This window comes from Mesorhizobium sp. USDA 4775 (assembly GCF_054062655.1).
Genome location: NZ_JBSSFM010000001.1, coordinates 4,716,245 through 4,734,018 on the forward strand (window position 1 = coordinate 4,716,245; position 17,774 = coordinate 4,734,018).

General features: G+C 62.9%; 14 protein-coding genes. 1 reads left to right on the top strand and 13 read right to left on the bottom strand.

The genetic code is table 11. The annotated features are described in order from the left end of the window. Positions 1 to 53: 53 nt before the first annotated feature. The 4 genes from ACVILI_RS23085 to ACVILI_RS23100 all read right to left on the bottom strand — a co-directional run bounded on the left by ACVILI_RS23085 (position 54) and on the right by ACVILI_RS23100 (position 5,983). Positions 54 to 1,082, bottom strand: coding sequence for an SDR family oxidoreductase (locus tag ACVILI_RS23085; protein WP_038647615.1), 1,029 nt, complete (start codon positions 1,080 to 1,082; stop codon positions 54 to 56). Positions 1,083 to 1,123: 41 nt separating this feature from the next. Beyond that, a complete protein-coding gene (locus ACVILI_RS23090) occupies positions 1,124 to 3,043 on the bottom strand; it encodes a potassium transporter Kup (RefSeq protein WP_064984304.1) in 1,920 nt (639 codons plus the stop codon). A gap of 187 nt (positions 3,044 to 3,230) precedes the next feature. After that, on the bottom strand, positions 3,231 to 5,144 hold the full coding sequence (locus ACVILI_RS23095) for a potassium transporter Kup (RefSeq protein WP_019858984.1): 1,914 nt from the start codon (positions 5,142 to 5,144) through the stop codon (positions 3,231 to 3,233). A gap of 98 nt (positions 5,145 to 5,242) precedes the next feature. Beyond that, positions 5,243 to 5,983 (bottom strand): pyridoxine 5'-phosphate synthase, encoded by a 741-nt coding sequence (locus tag ACVILI_RS23100; protein WP_038647623.1) that lies wholly within the window; start codon positions 5,981 to 5,983, stop codon positions 5,243 to 5,245. 160 nt (positions 5,984 to 6,143) lie between these two features. On the opposite strand from ACVILI_RS23100, the gene ACVILI_RS23105 reads away from it, so the two are divergent. Next, positions 6,144 to 6,563: a SpoIIAA family protein gene (locus ACVILI_RS23105; protein WP_038647625.1), complete on the top strand. Its 420-nt coding sequence runs from the start codon at positions 6,144 to 6,146 to the stop codon at positions 6,561 to 6,563. Positions 6,564 to 6,565: 2 nt separating this feature from the next. On the opposite strand, the gene ACVILI_RS23110 is transcribed toward ACVILI_RS23105, so the two are convergent. The 9 genes from ACVILI_RS23110 to ACVILI_RS23150 all read right to left on the bottom strand — a co-directional run bounded on the left by ACVILI_RS23110 (position 6,566) and on the right by ACVILI_RS23150 (position 17,323). Beyond that, complete coding sequence (locus ACVILI_RS23110; RefSeq protein ID WP_010910153.1) at positions 6,566 to 7,693, bottom strand: ATP-dependent DNA helicase; 1,128 nt, start codon at positions 7,691 to 7,693, stop codon at positions 6,566 to 6,568. A 136-nt stretch (positions 7,694 to 7,829) separates the two neighbouring features. After that, entirely contained in the window at positions 7,830 to 8,189 is a 360-nt protein-coding gene (locus tag ACVILI_RS23115) for a nitrile hydratase accessory protein (RefSeq protein ID WP_038647627.1), read from the bottom strand. Beyond that, positions 8,176 to 8,835 (bottom strand): nitrile hydratase subunit beta, encoded by a 660-nt coding sequence (gene nthB / locus ACVILI_RS23120; RefSeq protein ID WP_038647629.1) that lies wholly within the window; start codon positions 8,833 to 8,835, stop codon positions 8,176 to 8,178. The genes ACVILI_RS23115 and nthB overlap by 14 nt, the downstream gene beginning before the upstream one ends. Next, positions 8,832 to 9,455 carry a nitrile hydratase subunit alpha gene (gene nthA, locus ACVILI_RS23125; RefSeq protein WP_038647631.1) on the bottom strand — a complete coding sequence of 208 codons (624 nt, stop codon included), beginning with the start codon at positions 9,453 to 9,455 and terminating at the stop codon, positions 8,832 to 8,834. The genes nthB and nthA overlap by 4 nt, the downstream gene beginning before the upstream one ends. 78 nt (positions 9,456 to 9,533) lie before the next feature. Then, positions 9,534 to 12,695: an efflux RND transporter permease subunit gene (locus ACVILI_RS23130; protein WP_038647633.1), complete on the bottom strand. Its 3,162-nt coding sequence runs from the start codon at positions 12,693 to 12,695 to the stop codon at positions 9,534 to 9,536. After that, positions 12,692 to 13,957, bottom strand: coding sequence for an efflux RND transporter periplasmic adaptor subunit (locus ACVILI_RS23135; RefSeq protein ID WP_038647635.1), 1,266 nt, complete (start codon positions 13,955 to 13,957; stop codon positions 12,692 to 12,694). The genes ACVILI_RS23130 and ACVILI_RS23135 overlap by 4 nt, the downstream gene beginning before the upstream one ends. A 214-nt stretch (positions 13,958 to 14,171) precedes the next feature. Continuing rightward, positions 14,172 to 14,768, bottom strand: coding sequence for a LysE family translocator (locus ACVILI_RS23140; protein WP_038647636.1), 597 nt, complete (start codon positions 14,766 to 14,768; stop codon positions 14,172 to 14,174). A 119-nt stretch (positions 14,769 to 14,887) separates the two neighbouring features. Further along, complete coding sequence (ilvN, locus tag ACVILI_RS23145; RefSeq protein WP_013894763.1) at positions 14,888 to 15,463, bottom strand: acetolactate synthase small subunit; 576 nt, start codon at positions 15,461 to 15,463, stop codon at positions 14,888 to 14,890. A 78-nt stretch (positions 15,464 to 15,541) separates the two neighbouring features. Next, entirely contained in the window at positions 15,542 to 17,323 is a 1,782-nt protein-coding gene (locus ACVILI_RS23150; protein ID WP_202359701.1) for an acetolactate synthase 3 large subunit, read from the bottom strand. Positions 17,324 to 17,774: the final 451 nt, after the last annotated feature.

Sequence of the window (17,774 nt, forward strand, 5' to 3'; positions counted from 1 at the left end):
ACCAGAGCAATCCCAGGAAAGCTGGAGCGGCGGGAGGTCTTCCTGCCGCCGCGCTACGTCTTGAGCAGGCCGAGCCGGACCAGGCTCTCGCCGGTGGCGGCCAGCGCGTCTTCGCGCGAGCGCGGCGCCCAGCCGAGCACACGCACCGCCTTGGCGTTGGTGGCATTCTTGACCTTGCCAAGCTCCGTCACCAGCTGCGCGGCTTCGGGATTGAACAGCCCCACGATCCGCACCAGCCAATCGGGAAGCTCACGCGTCGTGACGCGCGCCGCCGCGTCGCCGAGCCGCGTCTTCAAGGTCTGCGCGATTTCCCGCACGGTCATGAAATCACCCGATACCGCCAGGAAGCGCTCGCCTTTGGCAGCCGGATTGGTCATGGCGCGCACATGCAGGCCCGCCACGTCGCGTGCGTCGACCACGCCGAAGGACAGACGCGGCAGCCCCGGCATGGCGCCGTTCATCATGCGCTGGACGAATTCGGTGGAGGTCGAATGGTCGGAGCCGAGCACAGGCCCGAAAATACCCACCGGATTGATGACCGCCAATTCCAGCCCGCCGCCCTCGGCGGCGATGAAATCCCAGGCCGCGCGCTCGGCAAGCGTCTTCGACTTCACATAGGCGCTGACCTTGGCGGTCGGATCGGTCCAGCTCTCCTCGGTGAACGGCCCGGACGGCATCTTGCCGTAGCCGATGGCCGCGAAGGACGAGGTCAGCACGACGCGTTTGACGCCAGCGTCGCGCGCCGCCCGCAGCACCCGCAGCGCCCCCTCGCGAGCCGGGATGATCAGATCGTCCTCGTGCTTCGGCACGCCGGGCGGAAATGGCGAGGCGACGTGCAGCACATAGTCACAGCCGGCGACCGCTTGCGGCCAGCCGGCGTCGCTCATGAGGTCGGCCATGGCAAAGGACAGCCGGTCGCCCGGCGCGATGCCACCGGCCTTGAGCATGGCCAGAACATCGGCTTCACGCTTGGCGGAGCGCACCGTGGTGCGCACGCGGTAGCCCGCGTTCAGCAGGGCAAGGACACAGTGCGCGCCGAGGAAGCCAGATCCGCCGGTGACAAGCACCAATTCGCCGCTCATGCCCGCCTCCGCACCGCTTCAAGGTAAGGCGATCGAGCTTTTCAGATCGCCACCTGCGTGCCGATCTCCACCACACGCCCGGTCGGGATCTGGAAATATTCGGTTGCATCGGCCGCCGTGCGTGCCAGGCCGATGAACAGTCGGTCCTGCCACACCGGCATGCCGGAATTGGGCGAAGCCTTGAGCGAGCGCCGCGACAGGAAGAACGACGTCGTCATGATGTCGAACTTCCAGCCCTGCTTGCGGCAGATCGCCAGCGCGCGCGGAATGTTGGGCTGCTCCATGTAGCCGAAGGTCAGCGTCACGCGCATGAAGAGCTCGTTGACCGTCTCCATCTTGACCCGGTCGCTGTCAGGCACCACCGGCTGCGGTGCCGTCACCACCGAAAGGATGACGTTCTGCTCATGCAGCACCTTGTAGTGCTTGAGGCTGTGCATCAGCGCTGTCGGTGCACTCAAGGGATCGCTGGTCAGGAACACCGCGGTGCCGGATACCAGTTGCGGCTTCTTCTTCAACAGATTGCCGGCGAGGAAATCGAGCGGGATTTCGTTGCGGCGGGTCTTGTCGAACAGATAGCGGCTGCCGCGCACCCAGGTCCACATACCCAGCACGATTGTGAAGGCCACCAGCAGTGACGCCCAGCCGCCTTCGAACACCTTGACGATGTTGGAGGCGAAGAAACCGATATCGATGAAGGCAAACAGCACCGACAAGCTGATCGCAACCCAGAGCCGCCATTTCCAGATGCGGGTCATGACGACATAGAGCAGCACCGTCGTCACCAGCATGTTGCCGGTCACCGAGATGCCATAGGCGGAGGCGAGCTTGCTGGACTCGCCGAAGCCGACCACCAGCATCATCACCACCAATGCCAGCAGAAGGTTGACACGCGGCATGTAGATCTGGCCGGACTGTTTTTCCGAGGTGTGCAGGATTTCGAGGCGCGGCAGCATGTTGAGCTGCACTGCCTGCCTGGTCAGCGAGAAGGCCCCCGAAATCACAGCCTGACTGGCGATGACCGTCGCGGCGGTCGCCAGCACCACCATCGGAATCAGTGCCCAGCCCTCGTTCATCTCGAAGAACGGATGACCGACGACGCCATTCTTGGCCAGCACGAAGGCGCCCTGCCCGGCATAGTTCAGCAGCAGGCAGGGAAACACGATCGACAGCCAGGCAAGCACGATGGGCTTGCGTCCGAAATGGCCGAGATCCGCATAAAGCGCCTCGGCGCCGGTGACAGCCAGGAAGATGGCGCCGATGGTGACGAAGGCAACGTCGGGCGAATGGATCAGGAAGGCGACGATGTAGTGCGGGCTGATCGCCCACAGGATTTCCGGATCGGCGATGATGTGCTTGAGGCCCGAAAGACCGATCGCCAGAAACCATACGGCGGTCACCGGTCCGAAGACCAATCCCACCCCGCCCGTGCCGAAACGCTGCACCGCGAACACCACGGCGAGTATCACAAGTGTCAGCGGCACGACATAGGGCTGGAAGGTGGGGGTGACGACATTCATGCCTTCGACCGCCGACAGCACGGAAATCGCCGGCGTGATGACCGCATCGCCGAAAAACAGCGAGGCGCCGACAATGCCGATGCCGAGGATCACCGCCGAGCGCTTGGGGAAACTGCCGCGCGCCAGCGCCATCAGCGACAGTACGCCGCCTTCGCCGCGGTTGTCGGCCCGCAGCACGAACATGATGTATTTGATGGTGACGATGATCGTCAGCGACCAGATAATCAGCGACAGGACACCAAGAATATCTCCGCGATCGGCGACGGTGCCGTGAGACGACGCCACCAGCGCCTCGCGAAAGGCATAGATCGGGCTGGTGCCGATATCGCCGTAGACAACGCCCAGCGCGCCCAGCATCAGCACCTTGGTGCTATGCTGTTCGATTTCCGGATGGCTCGACTGTTCGACGGGTTCTGCCTCACTACCAGTGTTGGCAAGGGCCATGGACGACACTCCGATAAGCGCGCGGTGCTCTACGCTTGCTGCAATGCAATATCAAGTGCCGTAGCGTGATGGCTCCCATGTTGGCAACGCTAGGCTCCTTGCGAAATGGCCTATAATCCAATGGTCGCGGGCTGAGTTCGCGGCCACGGGGCATGGCTGGCGCCCATAAAAGCTGCCGTATCTGCCTTTAAATAGCGACTTGCGTGCCGATTTCCACGACACGTCCGGTCGGGATCTGAAAATATTCGGTTGCGTCGGCCGCCGTGCGCGCCAGGCCGATGAACAGCCTGTCCTGCCACACCGGCATGCCGGAATTGGGCGAGGCCTTGAGCGAACGCCGCGACAGGAAGAACGATGTCGTCATGATGTCGAACTTCCAGCCCCGCTTGCGGCAGATCGCCAGCGCGCGCGGAATGTTGGGCTGCTCCATGTAGCCGAAGGTCAGCGTCACGCGCATGAAGAGCTCGTTGACCGTCTCCATCTTGACCCGGTCGCTGTCTGATACCACCGGCTGTGGCGCCGTCACCACCGAAAGGATGACGTTCTGCTCATGCAGCACCTTGTAGTGTTTCAGGCTGTGCATCAGCGCTGTCGGTGCACTCAAGGGATCGCTGGTCAGGAACACAGCCGTGCCTGGCACCAGGTGCGGCTTCTTCTTCAGCAGATTGGCGGCAAGAAAATCGAGCGGGATCTCGTTGCGGCGGGTCTTGTCGAACAGATAGCGCGTGCCGCGTATCCAGGTCCACATGATCAGCCCCATCAGGCAGGCAACCGTGATCGATACCCAGCCGCCTTCGAATATCTTTACGATGTTTGCCAGGAAAAAGCCGCTGTCAATGATGCCGAACAGCAATGTCAGCGGCAGCGCGACCGCCAGCCTCCATTTCCACAGCTTGCGCATGACGACGAACAAAAGGATCGTCGTCATCAGCATTTCGCCGGTTACCGAGATGCCGTAGGCGGAAGCCAGCGAACTCGAACTGCCGAAACCGACGACCAGCAGCATCACCCCCAGGGAGATGAGCAGATTGACGCGGGGCATGTAGATCTGGCCGAGTTGCATTTCGGACGTATGCTGCACTTCTATGCGTGGCAGAAGGTTGAGCTGGACCGCCTGGCGGGTCAGCGAAAAAGCACCTGATATGACTGCCTGGCTAGCGATGACGGTTGCGGCCGTCGCCAGCCCCACCATCGGCATCAGTGCCCAGTCAGGCAGCATCTGGAAGAATGGATTGGTTGGCCTCCCGCCATTGGCCAGCACAAAAGCACCTTGCCCGAAATAGTTGAGCAGCAGGCATGGGAAAACCACGGAAAACCACGCCAACACGATAGGCTTGCGTCCAAAATGGCCGAGATCGACATAAAGTGCCTCGGCCCCGGTCACCGCCAGGAACACCGCGCCGACAGTGACAAAGGCGGCCGTGGGTGTGCTGGCGAGATAGGCGACCGCGTAATAGGGATTGATGGCCAGCAGGATCGATGGATCGTCCATCAGGTGATAGAGCCCTGCTACGCCGATAGCCAGGAACCACAGTGCGGTCACCGGCCCGAACACCGCCGCCACCTTTCCCGTGCCGAAGCGCTGCACCGAGAACAGGATGGCCAGGATGATCAGCGTGATTGGCACGACGTAGGCGTCCAGTGTCGGCGTCACCACTCTGAGGCCTTCGACCGCCGACAGCACGGAGATGGCCGGCGTTATGATCGAATCGCCGAAAAACAACGCCGCGCCGCAAAGGCCGATCGCCAGAATAAGTCGCGCACCTTTGGGATAGGCGGTTCGCGCCAGCGACATCAGCGATAACGTACCGCCTTCGCCCTTATTGTCGGCGCGAAGTACGAAGGCGACATATTTTATCGTCACGATGATCGTTAGCGCCCAGACGATCAGCGACAGTACACCAAGCACCTGAGCGCGCGTATCGATACCGGGCGAAGCGTGAAGCGCCTCACGGAAAGCGTAGATCGGACTGGTGCCGATATCGCCATAGACAACGCCGAGCGCACCCAGCATAAGAACTTTGGTGCTGTGCTGTTCGGCCCCGGAATGGCTCGATTGCTCGACGGTTTCGGCCTCGCTATCGCGACTGGCAAGGTCCATAGACCACTCCCCGACGAGCGCGCGGTGCTTCACGCATGCTGCGATGCGATGTCAGTTGCACGCTATGGCTGCCATACCTGCAAGGCGAAACTCTACCCCTACCAACCGCAGGCTTTGAGAAACCGACCCACCGTCCCGGCCATGCCATACTCCAACGCGTCGGCTGTCAACCCATGTCCGATTGACACTTCGGCCAATGCCGGAATGCGCTTGGCCAGGGCCGGCAGATTGGCCACTGTCAGATCGTGCCCGGCATTGACCTGGAGGCCGGCAGCAAATGCTGCGTCGGCGGTTTTTCCCAATCTTTCCAGCTCTTTGGCGGCCTTTGCGGAGTCGGAATGATAGCTGCCATAAGGGCCGGTATAGAGCTCGATCCGGTCGGCGCCAGTGTCTCGCGCGGCTGTTATGGCGGCGGGATCGGCGTCGGAAAACAGCGACACCCTGAAGCCGCCCTTCTTCAGGCGCCTGACGATCGGCGCCAGCAACGCCGCATCGGCAACGAAGTTCCAGCCATGGTCGGAGGTTGCCTGCGCCGGATCATCGGGAACCAGCGTCACCTGCTCGGGCTGATGCTTTTCCACAAGCGCCAGGAAATCCTCGCTCGGGTAGCCTTCGATGTTGAATTCCGCCTGCGGGAACTCATCATCGATCAGCGCCCGGATTTCGGGCAGGTCGGAATGCCGCGTGTGACGTTCGTCGGGACGCGGATGCACGGTCAGCCCATGCGCACCGGCGGCAAGCGCAAGCCGGCCAATGCCGGTGACGCTGGGCCATGGCAGGTCGCGTCGGTTGCGCAGCATGGCGATGGCGTTGAGGTTGACGGAAAGCTTTGCGGGCATGTCTGGTGTCCGTGAAATCAGGCGGTTAGCACGCGCCACACCTTGTCCGTTCAGCCACGGCGCGCTTGAGATCCGGCATCTATAGCGCCTTTGATGGGAACAGATAGAGGTTTCCGGTGTTCCAGAAGACCAACGCTGTCTTGCGCAAGGAGGCCCACTCGTGAATTTCCTGCAATCCGTGCCGACGATCCGTCGCATCGACACTGATCGCGACGACCTGTTCGCCATCGACGTGGTCGGTCATGTCTCGGCGGCCGATGCGGAAAACCTGTTCGGCCTGCTGGAGGCGGCCTACGCGCTGCATCAGCGGATCGATGTGGCCGTGCGAATCGTCGATCACGATGGCGTCGACTGGGCCGACATCTCCGACGAGACCCTGAAGCAGGGCGCCGTCCATGCACTGGAACATATAGGCCGCTGCGCGGCCATCGGCATGCCGGATTGGACATCGGACGCGCGACACGCCTTGCCCACGTCGTCGCCCATCGAATTCCGCCATTTCGACGCTGACGACGAAGCCGAGGCCTGGGAATGGCTTGGGGTCCGGCAGGTCGGCGTCCGAGAGAAGCCGGCGTCGTAACTCTATCGGACAATAGTCAATCGCTCGGCGGCCCGCGTAATCGCGGTGTAAAGCCAGCGCTGGCGCGTTTCCTTGAAAGCCCAGCTTTCGTCGAACAGCACGATTTCGTTCCACTGCGAGCCCTGAGCCTTGTGCACGGTCAAGGCATAGCCGTAGTCGAAATCATCAAAACGCTTCTTCTGCTGCCAGGGGATATCGGCGTCGGGATCCTCGAACGCCGCCTTGAGCAGCTTGATCTTGGCGACGCCGCGATCCGGATCGTCCTCTTCCGGCGACACAAGAAGATTGATCCCCGGCTTCACCGTCTCGCGCGACGAGGTCATCACCTTCCACAGCGAACCGTTGAGCAGGCCCTTGGCCGGGTCGTTGCGCAGGCAGACCAGCTTGTCGCCGGCCTGGGGGTAGTCGGCGTTGAAGCCCTTGAGCTCGCGCAGGCGCTGATTGTAGCGGCGGCGCGTGCGATTGGTGCCGACCAGCACCTGGTCCGCCTTCAGCACCAGTTCCTGGGTGACGTCTTCCTTGCCGATCACCTGCGCCGTACCATAGTCGCCGCGCATGAATTCGCGGCCTTCGCGCACGTCGAGCGCCAGCCGCAGGATCGGATTGTCGCGCGCCTGCCGGTGGATTTCAGTGAGCAGGAAGTCGGGCTCGTGATCGGTGAAGAAGCCGCCGCCCGAGATCGGCGGCAGCTGGCCGGGATCGCCCAGTACCAGGATCGGCGTGCCGAAACTCATCAGGTCGCGGCCGAGCTGCTCGTCGACCATCGAACATTCGTCGATGACGACCAGTTTCGCGCGCGAGATCGGGCTCTGCCGGTTGAGCGAAAAGGTCGGCGACATCGAGGTCTTGCCGGTCACCTCGTCTTCCACCGATTCCTCGCCCTTGGGCCTGTAGATCAGCGAATGGATGGTGCGGGCATTGACCGCCCCCTTGGAGCGCAGCACCTGGGCGGCCTTGCCGGTGAAGGCGGCGAACTGCACCTGACCGTCGACATGTTCGGCGAAATAGCGCGCCAGCGTCGTCTTGCCGGTGCCGGCATAGCCGAACAGCCTGAACAGCTGCGGCTTGCCGGCCTGCAGCCAGCGGGCGACCGCTTGCAGCGCCTCGTCCTGTTGGGGTGAGAATTCCATCTGATCGTGTGACCGGATTCGCGAGGGAAAGACAAGATAGGCGCCACCATCGATACAGACAGCGGCTAACTCCCCGCACCCAGATTATCAGGCGCAAACAGGAACGTAAAGGGAACAACCACAGTTCTGCCCGTGATCACCTCGCGGCATGCGGATCGTTTTCCAGCAGGATCGGCTTGCCGTGCGGCGTGGCGTGCGCGGCGCGTTCCCAGGCCTGCGCCAACGCATCGACATCGGATTTGTAAGCCAGCCCCTTTGAGGCAAGCAGGCCTTCCAGTGCCGCCAGCCAATGCTCGTAATAGTCATGACCGTCGGCTGCCGCACCTGGCTTCTTCACCTCTGCCGACAGCGCATCCGCCCACTCGCTCCACGAGAACAGGCCCTTGTCGTGCAGCGCCACCGTCATGGCGAACGCCTCGGCCTGCCAGGGCTCCGCAAAAACCGGCGCATCGAGGTTGGCGGGAGAATCGGCGTCGGCCCCGTCATGCCGGCTCAAGATAGCTCTCCCAGGCATCGATCGAGACGACAAGCGTCGGATCCGCCCCCTCGCCCCAGATTTCCGTGCCGTCGAAAACCACGGTATAGACCCATTGCGGGTTTTCGCCTTGCCCATGCGCGTTGCTGTCGGGAAAGACGAAGCCGTCGCGCACCGCCTCGACCCTGCCCCGCTTGTCGCGCGCGTAGCGCGGCAGCCTTGTGTGGCCGGTCGGGTTGAAGTTCTTCGTCCGCACGACGTCACCGGCCTTGAACCGCGCCGGCTCTGCCATCGGCCGGTTGCAGGGACCGCCCTTGGCCAGCACGGCGGGCACATTTTCCGCCTTCAGCACCCGTTTCGGGGTCGCCGCCGCATCGATCGCTTCGCCCGCATCGAGATCGCGTTCGCTGACGAAACCATGGCGCTTGAGCAGGGTTTCCAGCGCCTTGATCCAGATCTGGTAATAGCTGGAGGAATAATAGTCGGCCGGATGCAGCGATTCCCGCGCGTGCCGGCTCTCGTCGATGTTCCAGGCGCCCATGGCGCCGGCGCACAGCGTCACACCCAGCGCCCGCCTTTCCCAGTCGGCGTGGAAATAAGGCTCGTCCTTTTCGGGCGCGACCGGCCCGAACCCCATCTGTCCGCCGAGATCCTGCGGCCCGTTCATGCCGGCTGCCTCGTTTGTTGCGGTTCCTGGGCGAGCGCCGTGCCGATCATCGCGTCACGGCTCACCAGCTCCGCCAGCCGCTCCTCGCTCCAGCCTTCGGTGCCGGCCGGCGGCATCGGCACGACGAGATAGCGCAGTTCCGCCGTCGAATCCCAGACGCGTATCTTGGTGGCGGCCGGCAGCGTCAGCCCGAATTCCTCTAGCACGCCGCGCGGATCGATCACCGCGCGCGACCGATAGGGCGGCGCCTTGTACCAGACCGGCGGCAGGCCGAGCACCGACCATGGATAGCAGGAGCACAGTGTGCAGACGACGAGGTTGTGCGTATCAGCCGTATTGAACACCGCCTGCATGTGCTCGCCCTGGCGGCCGGTATAGCTCAGCGATTCGATCGCCGCCGTCGCGTCGCGCTTGAGCCAATCCGCATAGGCAGGATCGCTCCACGCCTTTGCCACCACCCTGGCGCCGTTGCGCGGGCCGATCTTGGTCTCGTAGGTATCGACGATAACGTCGATCGCAGCCGGATCGATCAGCCCCTTGCGGATCAGGATGGTCTCCAGCGCCCGCACGCGGGCGGCAAACGGATCGAGCTCGTTGTCGTGGTCATGATCATGGGACATGGCCGCAAATTACGGTCCCGACCCGCCGGCCGCAAGCATGACGGCTTGGGCCAGCGAAAATCAGCGCCTGCTGGCCGGCTATTCGGCGGCCGTCTTCTGCGGCTCGGCCGGGATGTCGTCGTTGATCCCGAACAGCGAGGGCTGTTCGGGATTGTCGACCGCATGCAATTCGGCCTTGCGCTTCGGCATGAGCCCGGCGAGCCAGCTCGAGAAATTCTCCATGTAGACGTAGATCACCGGTGTCACGAACAAGGTGAGCGCCTGCGAAGCCAGCAGGCCGCCGACAACGGCGACGCCCAGCGGCTGGCGCAGTTCGGCGCTGGCGCCGGTACCGAGCGCGATCGGGAACGTGCCCATCAGCGCCGCCAGCGTCGTCATCATGATCGGCCTGAAACGCATCAGGCAGGCCTTGTGGATGGAGTCCTTGGCCGACATGCCCTCTCGTCGCAATTCAAGCGCGACGTCGACCATCATGATGCCGTTCTTCTTGACGATGCCGATCAGCATCAGAATGCCGATCACCGCGATAACCGACAGATCCATGCCGGCGAAGCGCAAGGCAACGACGGCGCCCAGCACCGCCGACGGCAGGCCGGTGAGGATGGTCAGCGGGTGGATGAAGCTCTCGTACAGAATGCCGAGCACGATATAGATGGTCAGGATCGCGCCGCCGACCAGCAGCCCCTGATTGGCTAGCGAATCCTGGAAGGTCTTGGCCGTGCCGGCGAAGGAAGTCGAGATCGCCGTTGGCATGCCGATCTGCTCCTTCAGCGCGCTGATACGAGCCGTACTGTCGCCAAGCGCCACACCTTGCGGCAGATTGTAGGAGATGGTCACGGCCGGAAGCTGGCCGAGCTGGTTGACCGTCAGGGCGCCCGCCGTGCGATCGACGCGGGCGAAGGCGCCAAGCGGAACCAGACTGCCGCTCGCCGTCCGCATCTGGATGGCGAGCATCCGCTCGGGCGACCATTCGATCTTGGGGTCGAGCTCGGTGATCACTTCGTAGCTGTCGGCCGAACCGAAGATCGTCGAGACCTGGTCGGTGCCGAAGCCGCCATAGAGGGCTGAGCGCAGCGTGTCGGTATCGATGCCGAGCTGGGCAGCCTTGTCACGATCCACCACCAGCGATGCCTGCAGCGCATTGTTCTGCAGGTCGCTGGTGACGTCGGTGAAGGTCGCGTGGTCGGCCGCCATCGCGTCATTCAGTTTCTGCGCCCAGATATCGGTCTGGACGGTATCGAGGCCCTGAACCACCAACTGGTAAGCGCTGGCCGACGACCGCGAACCCAGCCTCAAATTCTGCACCGGCTGCATGTAGGTTTCGATACCCGCCACGCCGGCCAGCTGCTTGCGCAGATCCGAAAGCACTTTCTCGATATCGGGACGCTGGTCCTTGCCCTTGAGCTGGACGAAGAGCTGCCCCTGGTTGAGCGCGTTGTTGCCGCTGCCCGCCGACCACGCCACATGGTCGACATAGGGCGAGTGGGAAAAGACGCTGGCCACCTGCCCTTGCAACTTCGACATGGCGTCGAACGAGATGTCCTGGCGCGCAATGGTGGTCACCGATATCTGGCCGATATCCTCTTGCGGGAAGAAGCCCTTCGGCGAGATCGCGATCAGCCATACCGACGCTGCCGCGGTGCCGATGAAGACGAGGAACACCAGGAAAGTGTGGCGCAGACAGAAGCTCAGGACCCGGTCGTAGCCGCGTGTGATGAGGTCGTGCTTGTGGCCAGGGGGGTGTGCCTCGCGATCGGCCTTGGTGACCGACAAGAGCCGCGAGCACAGCATCGGCGTCAGCGTCAGCGACACGAACATCGATGCCAGGATGGCGACCGTCACCACCACGGCGAACTCGTTGAAGATGCGCCCGATGACGCCGCCCATCAGAAGCACGGGGATGAACACCGCCACCAGCGAGATCGAGATCGAGATGATGGTGAAGCCGATTTCGCGCGCGCCCTTCAGCGACGCGTCGAAGGCCGACAACCCATCCTCCTCCATGTGGCGGAAGATGTTTTCCAGCATGACGATGGCGTCGTCGACGACGAGGCCCACCGCCAGCGTCAGGCCCATCAGCGATATGTTGTCGATGGAAAAGCCGAACAGGAACATCGCAGCGAGCGTGGCGATCAGCGAGATCGGCACCGCCACGGCCGGGATGATGGTCGCCGTCACCCGGCGCAGGAACACGAAGATCACCATCACCACCAGCGCGATGGTCAACAGCAGCGTGAACTGGACGTCGTCGACCGCCTGGCGGATCGAGGTCGAGCGGTCGTTGAGCAGCTTGATCTGGGCAGCGGCCGGCATCTGGTCCTGGAAGGACGGCAGCATCGCCTTGACCTTGTCGACGACGTCGACAGTGTTGGCATCGGGCTGGCGCTGCACGGCCATGATGATCGCGCGCGTGCCGTCATACCAGCTCGCCGTCGTGGTGGTCTGCACCGAATCGACGACACGGGTCACCTCGCCCAGCCGCACCGGATGGCCGTTCTTGGTGGCGATGATGAGCTTGGAGAAGCCCGCGGCGTCGGTCAGCTGGGTGTTGGCGGTGATGGTCAGCTGCTGCTTGTTGTTCTGCAGCACGCCTAGCGGCGTATTGCTGTTGGCCGATGCAACCGCCGCCTGCAACTGATCGATCGAGATACCGCGCGCGGCAAGCGCCGTCGGATCGATCTGGATGCGAACGGCATATTTCTGCTGGCCGAAGATCGAGACCTGCGCCACGCCGTCGATGGTCGACAGCGACGGCGAGATGACGTTCTCGGCAAAGGCATCGAGGTCGGTCAGCGGAACCGTGTCGCTGACCAGCGACATCAAAAGGATCGGCGCATCGGCCGGATTGACCTTGCGATAGCTGGGTGGCGACGTCATCTGCGGCGGCAGCGATTTTTGCGTTCGCGCGATCGCCGCCTGCACATCCGCCGCCGCGGCGTCGATATCCCTGTTGAGCACGAACTGGATGGCGATCGAGGTCTGGCCGAGCGAGTTCGTGGTCGAAATGGAATCAATGCCGGCGATGGTCGCGAACTGCTTGATCAGCGGCGTCGCCACCGATGTCGCCATGGTTTCCGGCGAGGCGCCCGGCAGTGAAGCCGAGACGTCGACCACCGGGAATTCGGCGCTGGGCAGTGCTGCCACCGGCAGGAATTTGTAGGCGAAGAGTCCGGCCAGCACCAGGGCGAACGACATCAGGAGGGTGGCGACGGGCCTGCGAATGCAGAATTCGGAAATCATCGGGCCGCCTCGCCGGCGTTGGTTGCTTCGGCCACCTTGGGCGCGGCGGCCGCGGTGCCTTCGTGCACGGCGGCGCCATCCTTCAGCCTGGTCTGGCCTTCTGTGACCACTTTCTCGCCGGCTTTGAGGCCTTGGCTGATGGCGCTGTTTTGGCCTTCGGTCAGCGCGACCTGCACCGGCCGCATCTCGACCGTGTTGTCCGGCTTGACCACATAGACGAACGGGCCCTTCTGGCTGGGCTGGACCGCGACGGTGGGAACGGAGGTCATCTGCGGCATGATGCCGGCGTCGAGGACGACATTCACATACTGGCCCGGCCACAGCGAAAGATCCGCGTTCGGTATGCTCGCCCGCGTGGCGATCGTGCCCGAGGCGGTATCGACGCTGGAATCGACGAAATCGAGCGTACCCTTGCCGATCGGCGTCGGCTCGCCGTCCTTGGTCAGCGTCACTGCCCCTTGCTGCGGATTGGCAAGCGCCTTGTGCAACAGCGCAAGATTGCTTTCCGGCAGGTTGAAGTTGACCTGCAACGGGTCCATCTGGGTGATGGTCACCAGCGGTGTCGAGGTGCTGCTGTTGCCATTGCTGGTGGTCACCAGATCACCGACGGCAACGTTGACCGCACCGAGCCTGCCCGCGATCGGCGCCGTGATGGTGGCAAAGCCAAGCTGGACATTGTCCGCGTCGATCGTCGCCTTGTCGGCGTCGACGGTCGCGGCCGCCGCCTTCTGTGCGGCTACAGCCTGATCATAGGTCTGCTGCGTTCCGGCCTGCTTGGCGACAAGGTCCTTGGCGCGCTGAAGATCGGAATTCGAACTGGCAAGCAGCGCCTGGTCCTTGGCGAGCGTGGCCTGGTCCTTGGCGAGTTGCGCCTTGAGCGCCCGGTCGTCCAGCGAGAACAGGGTGTCGCCGGCCTTGACCATCTGCCCGTCCTTGACGTCGATCGACACGATCTGGCTGGAGACCCGCGCGTTGATGCTGACCACGGCGGGTGAGGAGACGAAGCCGATGGCGTAGCGCCGGATCGGGAAGTCGGCCGTCGTTGCCGTCGCCGAAACGATCGAGGCCGAACGGGCGCCACCTCCGCCGGCCCCTTGCTTGCCCCCGGCTGCCTGCTTGTCGGTTGCCGCCTTGTTCGACGCCACGACTTGCTTTGCGCAGATGAGTTGCTCAACCTTGCCTAGCGTATCCGGAGACAGATAGAGCCAGGCCGCGCCCGCACAGGCGACGACAAGCAATGAAACAATGACTTTTCCACGCATCGAAAAAAGGCCTCTCCGTCCGACACGCCGTAGTCAGGTGGTCGTATTCTAGCGCAATCCACGGCTTATTGCCGTGATTTCGCCGAATAGATAGGACAGGCATTTGTTGGAAAAGGGCCAAAACACGGCATTACGAAGATTTAATGTGCACTGCACAATGAGTGGGCAGTGCGGTCATTGCCGCGAGCCGAAGCCCGTCGAACAATTGGGGGACCTATTTCAGCATCGGCCACAGCGTCGCCGCCAAGAGCACGCCCATGGCGATGTTGAACCATTTCAGCCGCACAGGATCCGACAGGAATCCCCGCAGTGCCGTGCCGAATCCCGCCCAAATCGAAACGCTCGGCAGGTTGACGATGGTGAAGGCGATCGAGATCAACAACACTGACAGGAACGGGTGCTCGGCATTGGCATAGACAGCCATGGCGGTGATCGCCATCACCCAGGCTTTCGGATTGACCCACTGGAAAGCCGCCGCATCGATGAAGCGCATCGGCCGCGCCTTCGTCTCACCCTTGCCGGCCAGCGAGCGCGACATGGCGATCTTCCAGGCGAGATAGAGCAGATAGGCGCCGCCGGCGATCTTCAATCCGATGTGCAACACCGGAAACGCCGTCAGCACAGCGCCAAGGCCAAGGCCGACGGCAAGCAGCAGCACCAGGAAGCCCATACTGATGCCAAGCATGTGCGGAACGGTTCTGGCGATACCGAAATTGACGCCGGAGGCCAAGAGCATGAGGTTGTTCGGCCCCGGCGTGATCGAGGTGACGAGGGCATAGACGAGCAGTGCGAGGAATGCGTCGAGTGACATGTTATCCTCCCAGATACGTCAGCATTATTGTCTCTTATTGCTGGCTACGCAAAGGCCAGCGCCTGGCCGCCGATCGAACCAGGCGTTGTGAGCGTCGGCCCCCTTGCGCGGTGGCGTCCCTACATGCCCTGCGGGCCGCGGTTCATCGCCGCCACGCCGGTGCGGCAGATCTCGACCAGGCCGAGCGGTTTCATGATGGCGATGAACTGGTCGAGCTTGGAGCCCTTGCCGGTGATCTCGAAGATGAAATGCTCGGTGTTGGCGTCGATGACGCTGGCGCGGAAAGCGTCGGCCAGCCGCAGCGCCTCGACCCGGGCCTCGCCGGTGCCGGCCACCTTGACCAGCGCCAGTTCCCGCTCCAGCGGCCGCTCCTGCCCGAATTCATGGGAGCGCACGGTGAGATCGACCACGCGGTGGACCGGCACGATGCGCTCGAGCTGATGCTTGATCTGCTCCAGCACATGCGGCGTGCCGCGCGTCACGATGGTGATGCGCGACAGATGCTTTTCGTGCTCCGTCTCGGAAACGGTCAGGCTCTCGATGTTGTAGCCGCGTCCGGAGAACAGGCCGATGACCCGGGCGAGTACGCCCGGCTCGTTGTCGACCAGTACGGAGAGCGTGTGGTTTTCCGGCCGCTCCGTTTCCTTGGCGATGAAGTAGGCGGAGCCGGTCGGTTGAAGGTGCTGTGCGTTCATGACATGGATCTCAAATTCTTGGTCTGATTTTTTGTTTGCGCACGGCTTCTTTCGACAAGCCCTGCCTTGGCCCGTCGATTACACCAGTTCCCTGCCCTTGGCGTCGATGGCGTTGGCCACGGCCTCGTCGGTGGCCTCGTCGGGCAACAGCATCTCGTTATGCGCCTTGCCCGACGGGATCATCGGGAAGCAGTTGGCGAGGTTCGCCACGCGGCAATCGAACAGCACGGGTTTCCTGACCGAGATCATCTCCTTGATGGCGTCGTCCAGCTCGTCCGGCTTCTCGCAACGTATGCCATGGCCGCCATAGGCCTCCGCCAGCTTGACGAAGTCCGGCATCGCCTCGGTGTAGGAATGCGACAGCCGGTTGCCGTGCAAGAGCTGCTGCCATTGCCGCACCATGCCCATATACTGGTTGTTGAGGATGAAGATCTTGATCGGCGCCTTGTACTGCACCGCGGCACTCATCTCCTGCATCGTCATCTGCACCGAGGCGTCGCCGGCAATGTCGATGACCAGCGCATCGGGATGCGCGATCTGCACGCCGAGTGCCGCCGGCAGGCCATAGCCCATCGTGCCCAGACCGCCTGAGGTCATCCAGCGGTTCGGCTTTTCGAAATGATAATGCTGCGCGGCCCACATCTGGTGCTGGCCGACCTCGGTGGTGATGTAGGTGTCCTTGTCCTTGGTCAGTTCGTAGAGCCGCTGGATGGCGTATTGCGGCATGATCACATCGTGGTTCATCTTATAGGCGAGGGAATCGCGACCGCGCCATTTGGCGATCTGCTCCCACCAGGGATAGAGCGCCTTCTTGTCGGCCTTGGCGGTTGCCCGCCACAGCCGCACCATATCCTCCAGCACCCGGCCGACATCGCCGATGATCGGCACCTCGGTGTGTACGTTCTTGTTGATCGAGGACGGGTCGATGTCGATGTGGATCTTCTTCGAGTTCGGCGAGAACGCGTTGAGCCGGCCGGTGATGCGGTCGTCAAAGCGCGCGCCGATGCAGATCATCACGTCGCAGTCATGCATGGCCATGTTGGCCTCGTAGGTGCCATGCATGCCGAGCATGCCGACCCAGTTCTTGCCGGATGCGGGATAGGCGCCCAGACCCATCAGCGTCGAGGTGATCGGGAAACCGGTGAGGTCGACCAGTTCGCGCAGCAGATGGCTCGCTTCCGGACCGGAATTGATGACACCGCCGCCCGAATAGATGATCGGCTTCTTGGCGGTGGCCATCAGGTCGACCGCGGCCTTGATCTTCTCCAGATCGCCCTGAACCTTGGGCTGGTAGCTGGTGCGCGGTGCGATTTGCGGCGGGACGTAGAAACCCTTGGCGAACTGCACGTCCTTGGGGATGTCGACCACAACCGGACCGGGACGGCCCGTGGTCGCGACATGGAAAGCCTCATGGATGGTCGCGGCGAGTTCGTTGACGTCCTTCACCAGCCAGTTGTGCTTGGTGCAGGGGCGCGTGATGCCGACCGTGTCGCATTCCTGGAACGCGTCGGAGCCGATCAAGGAGGTCGGCACCTGGCCCGTCAGGCAGACCAGCGGGATCGAATCCATCAGCGCATCCTGCAGCGGCGTCACCGCATTGGTCGCGCCGGGGCCTGACGTCACCAGCATGACGCCGGCCTTGCCGGTCGAACGCGCATAGCCCTCGGCCGCATGGCCGGCACCTTGCTCATGCCGCACGAGAATGTGCTCGACATCGTCCTGCTGGAAGATCTCGTCATAGATCGGGAGAACCGCGCCGCCGGGATAACCGAAGACATGCTTGACGCCATTGTCCTTCAGCGCCTGCACCACCATTTCGGCGCCCGTCATCTCGCGCCGCTCACTCTGTCCGTTGCTCATCGGTCTGGTCCCGTACTGTCGCCACTTGGGCGTTGCCATTTGGGTGTTGTTGGTCGTTTAGTCGTGTTTCGGGCAATAAAAAAGGCCCCCGAGGGAGCCTGTGTGTTGCGCATGGGAGGTTTTCGCCCGGCGGTTACACCGCCTTGCCCACGCGCCTTCCTACGAGAATGAGTGCCTTTTTCATGGTCGCGGACACTACGGGCCGGCAAGGCGCCCTGTCAACGGCAAAAATCGCGCCGGCGATGAAGGCGCTTCCCAATTCGACAAATGGCCCGTCACGATTTCGCGATGGACGCCGCATCGTGCCGACACCACCCCCATCGCCGGTCGCAAGAGCGCTCCAAACCGGCTCGCAAACCGCGTTCTCCAGATAAGTCCTTGAAGCCACGCGAAACTATGGTGGGGCGTGACGAAGGCCGTCCTCTCTGCCGATACTTCATCGTCCGGCTTG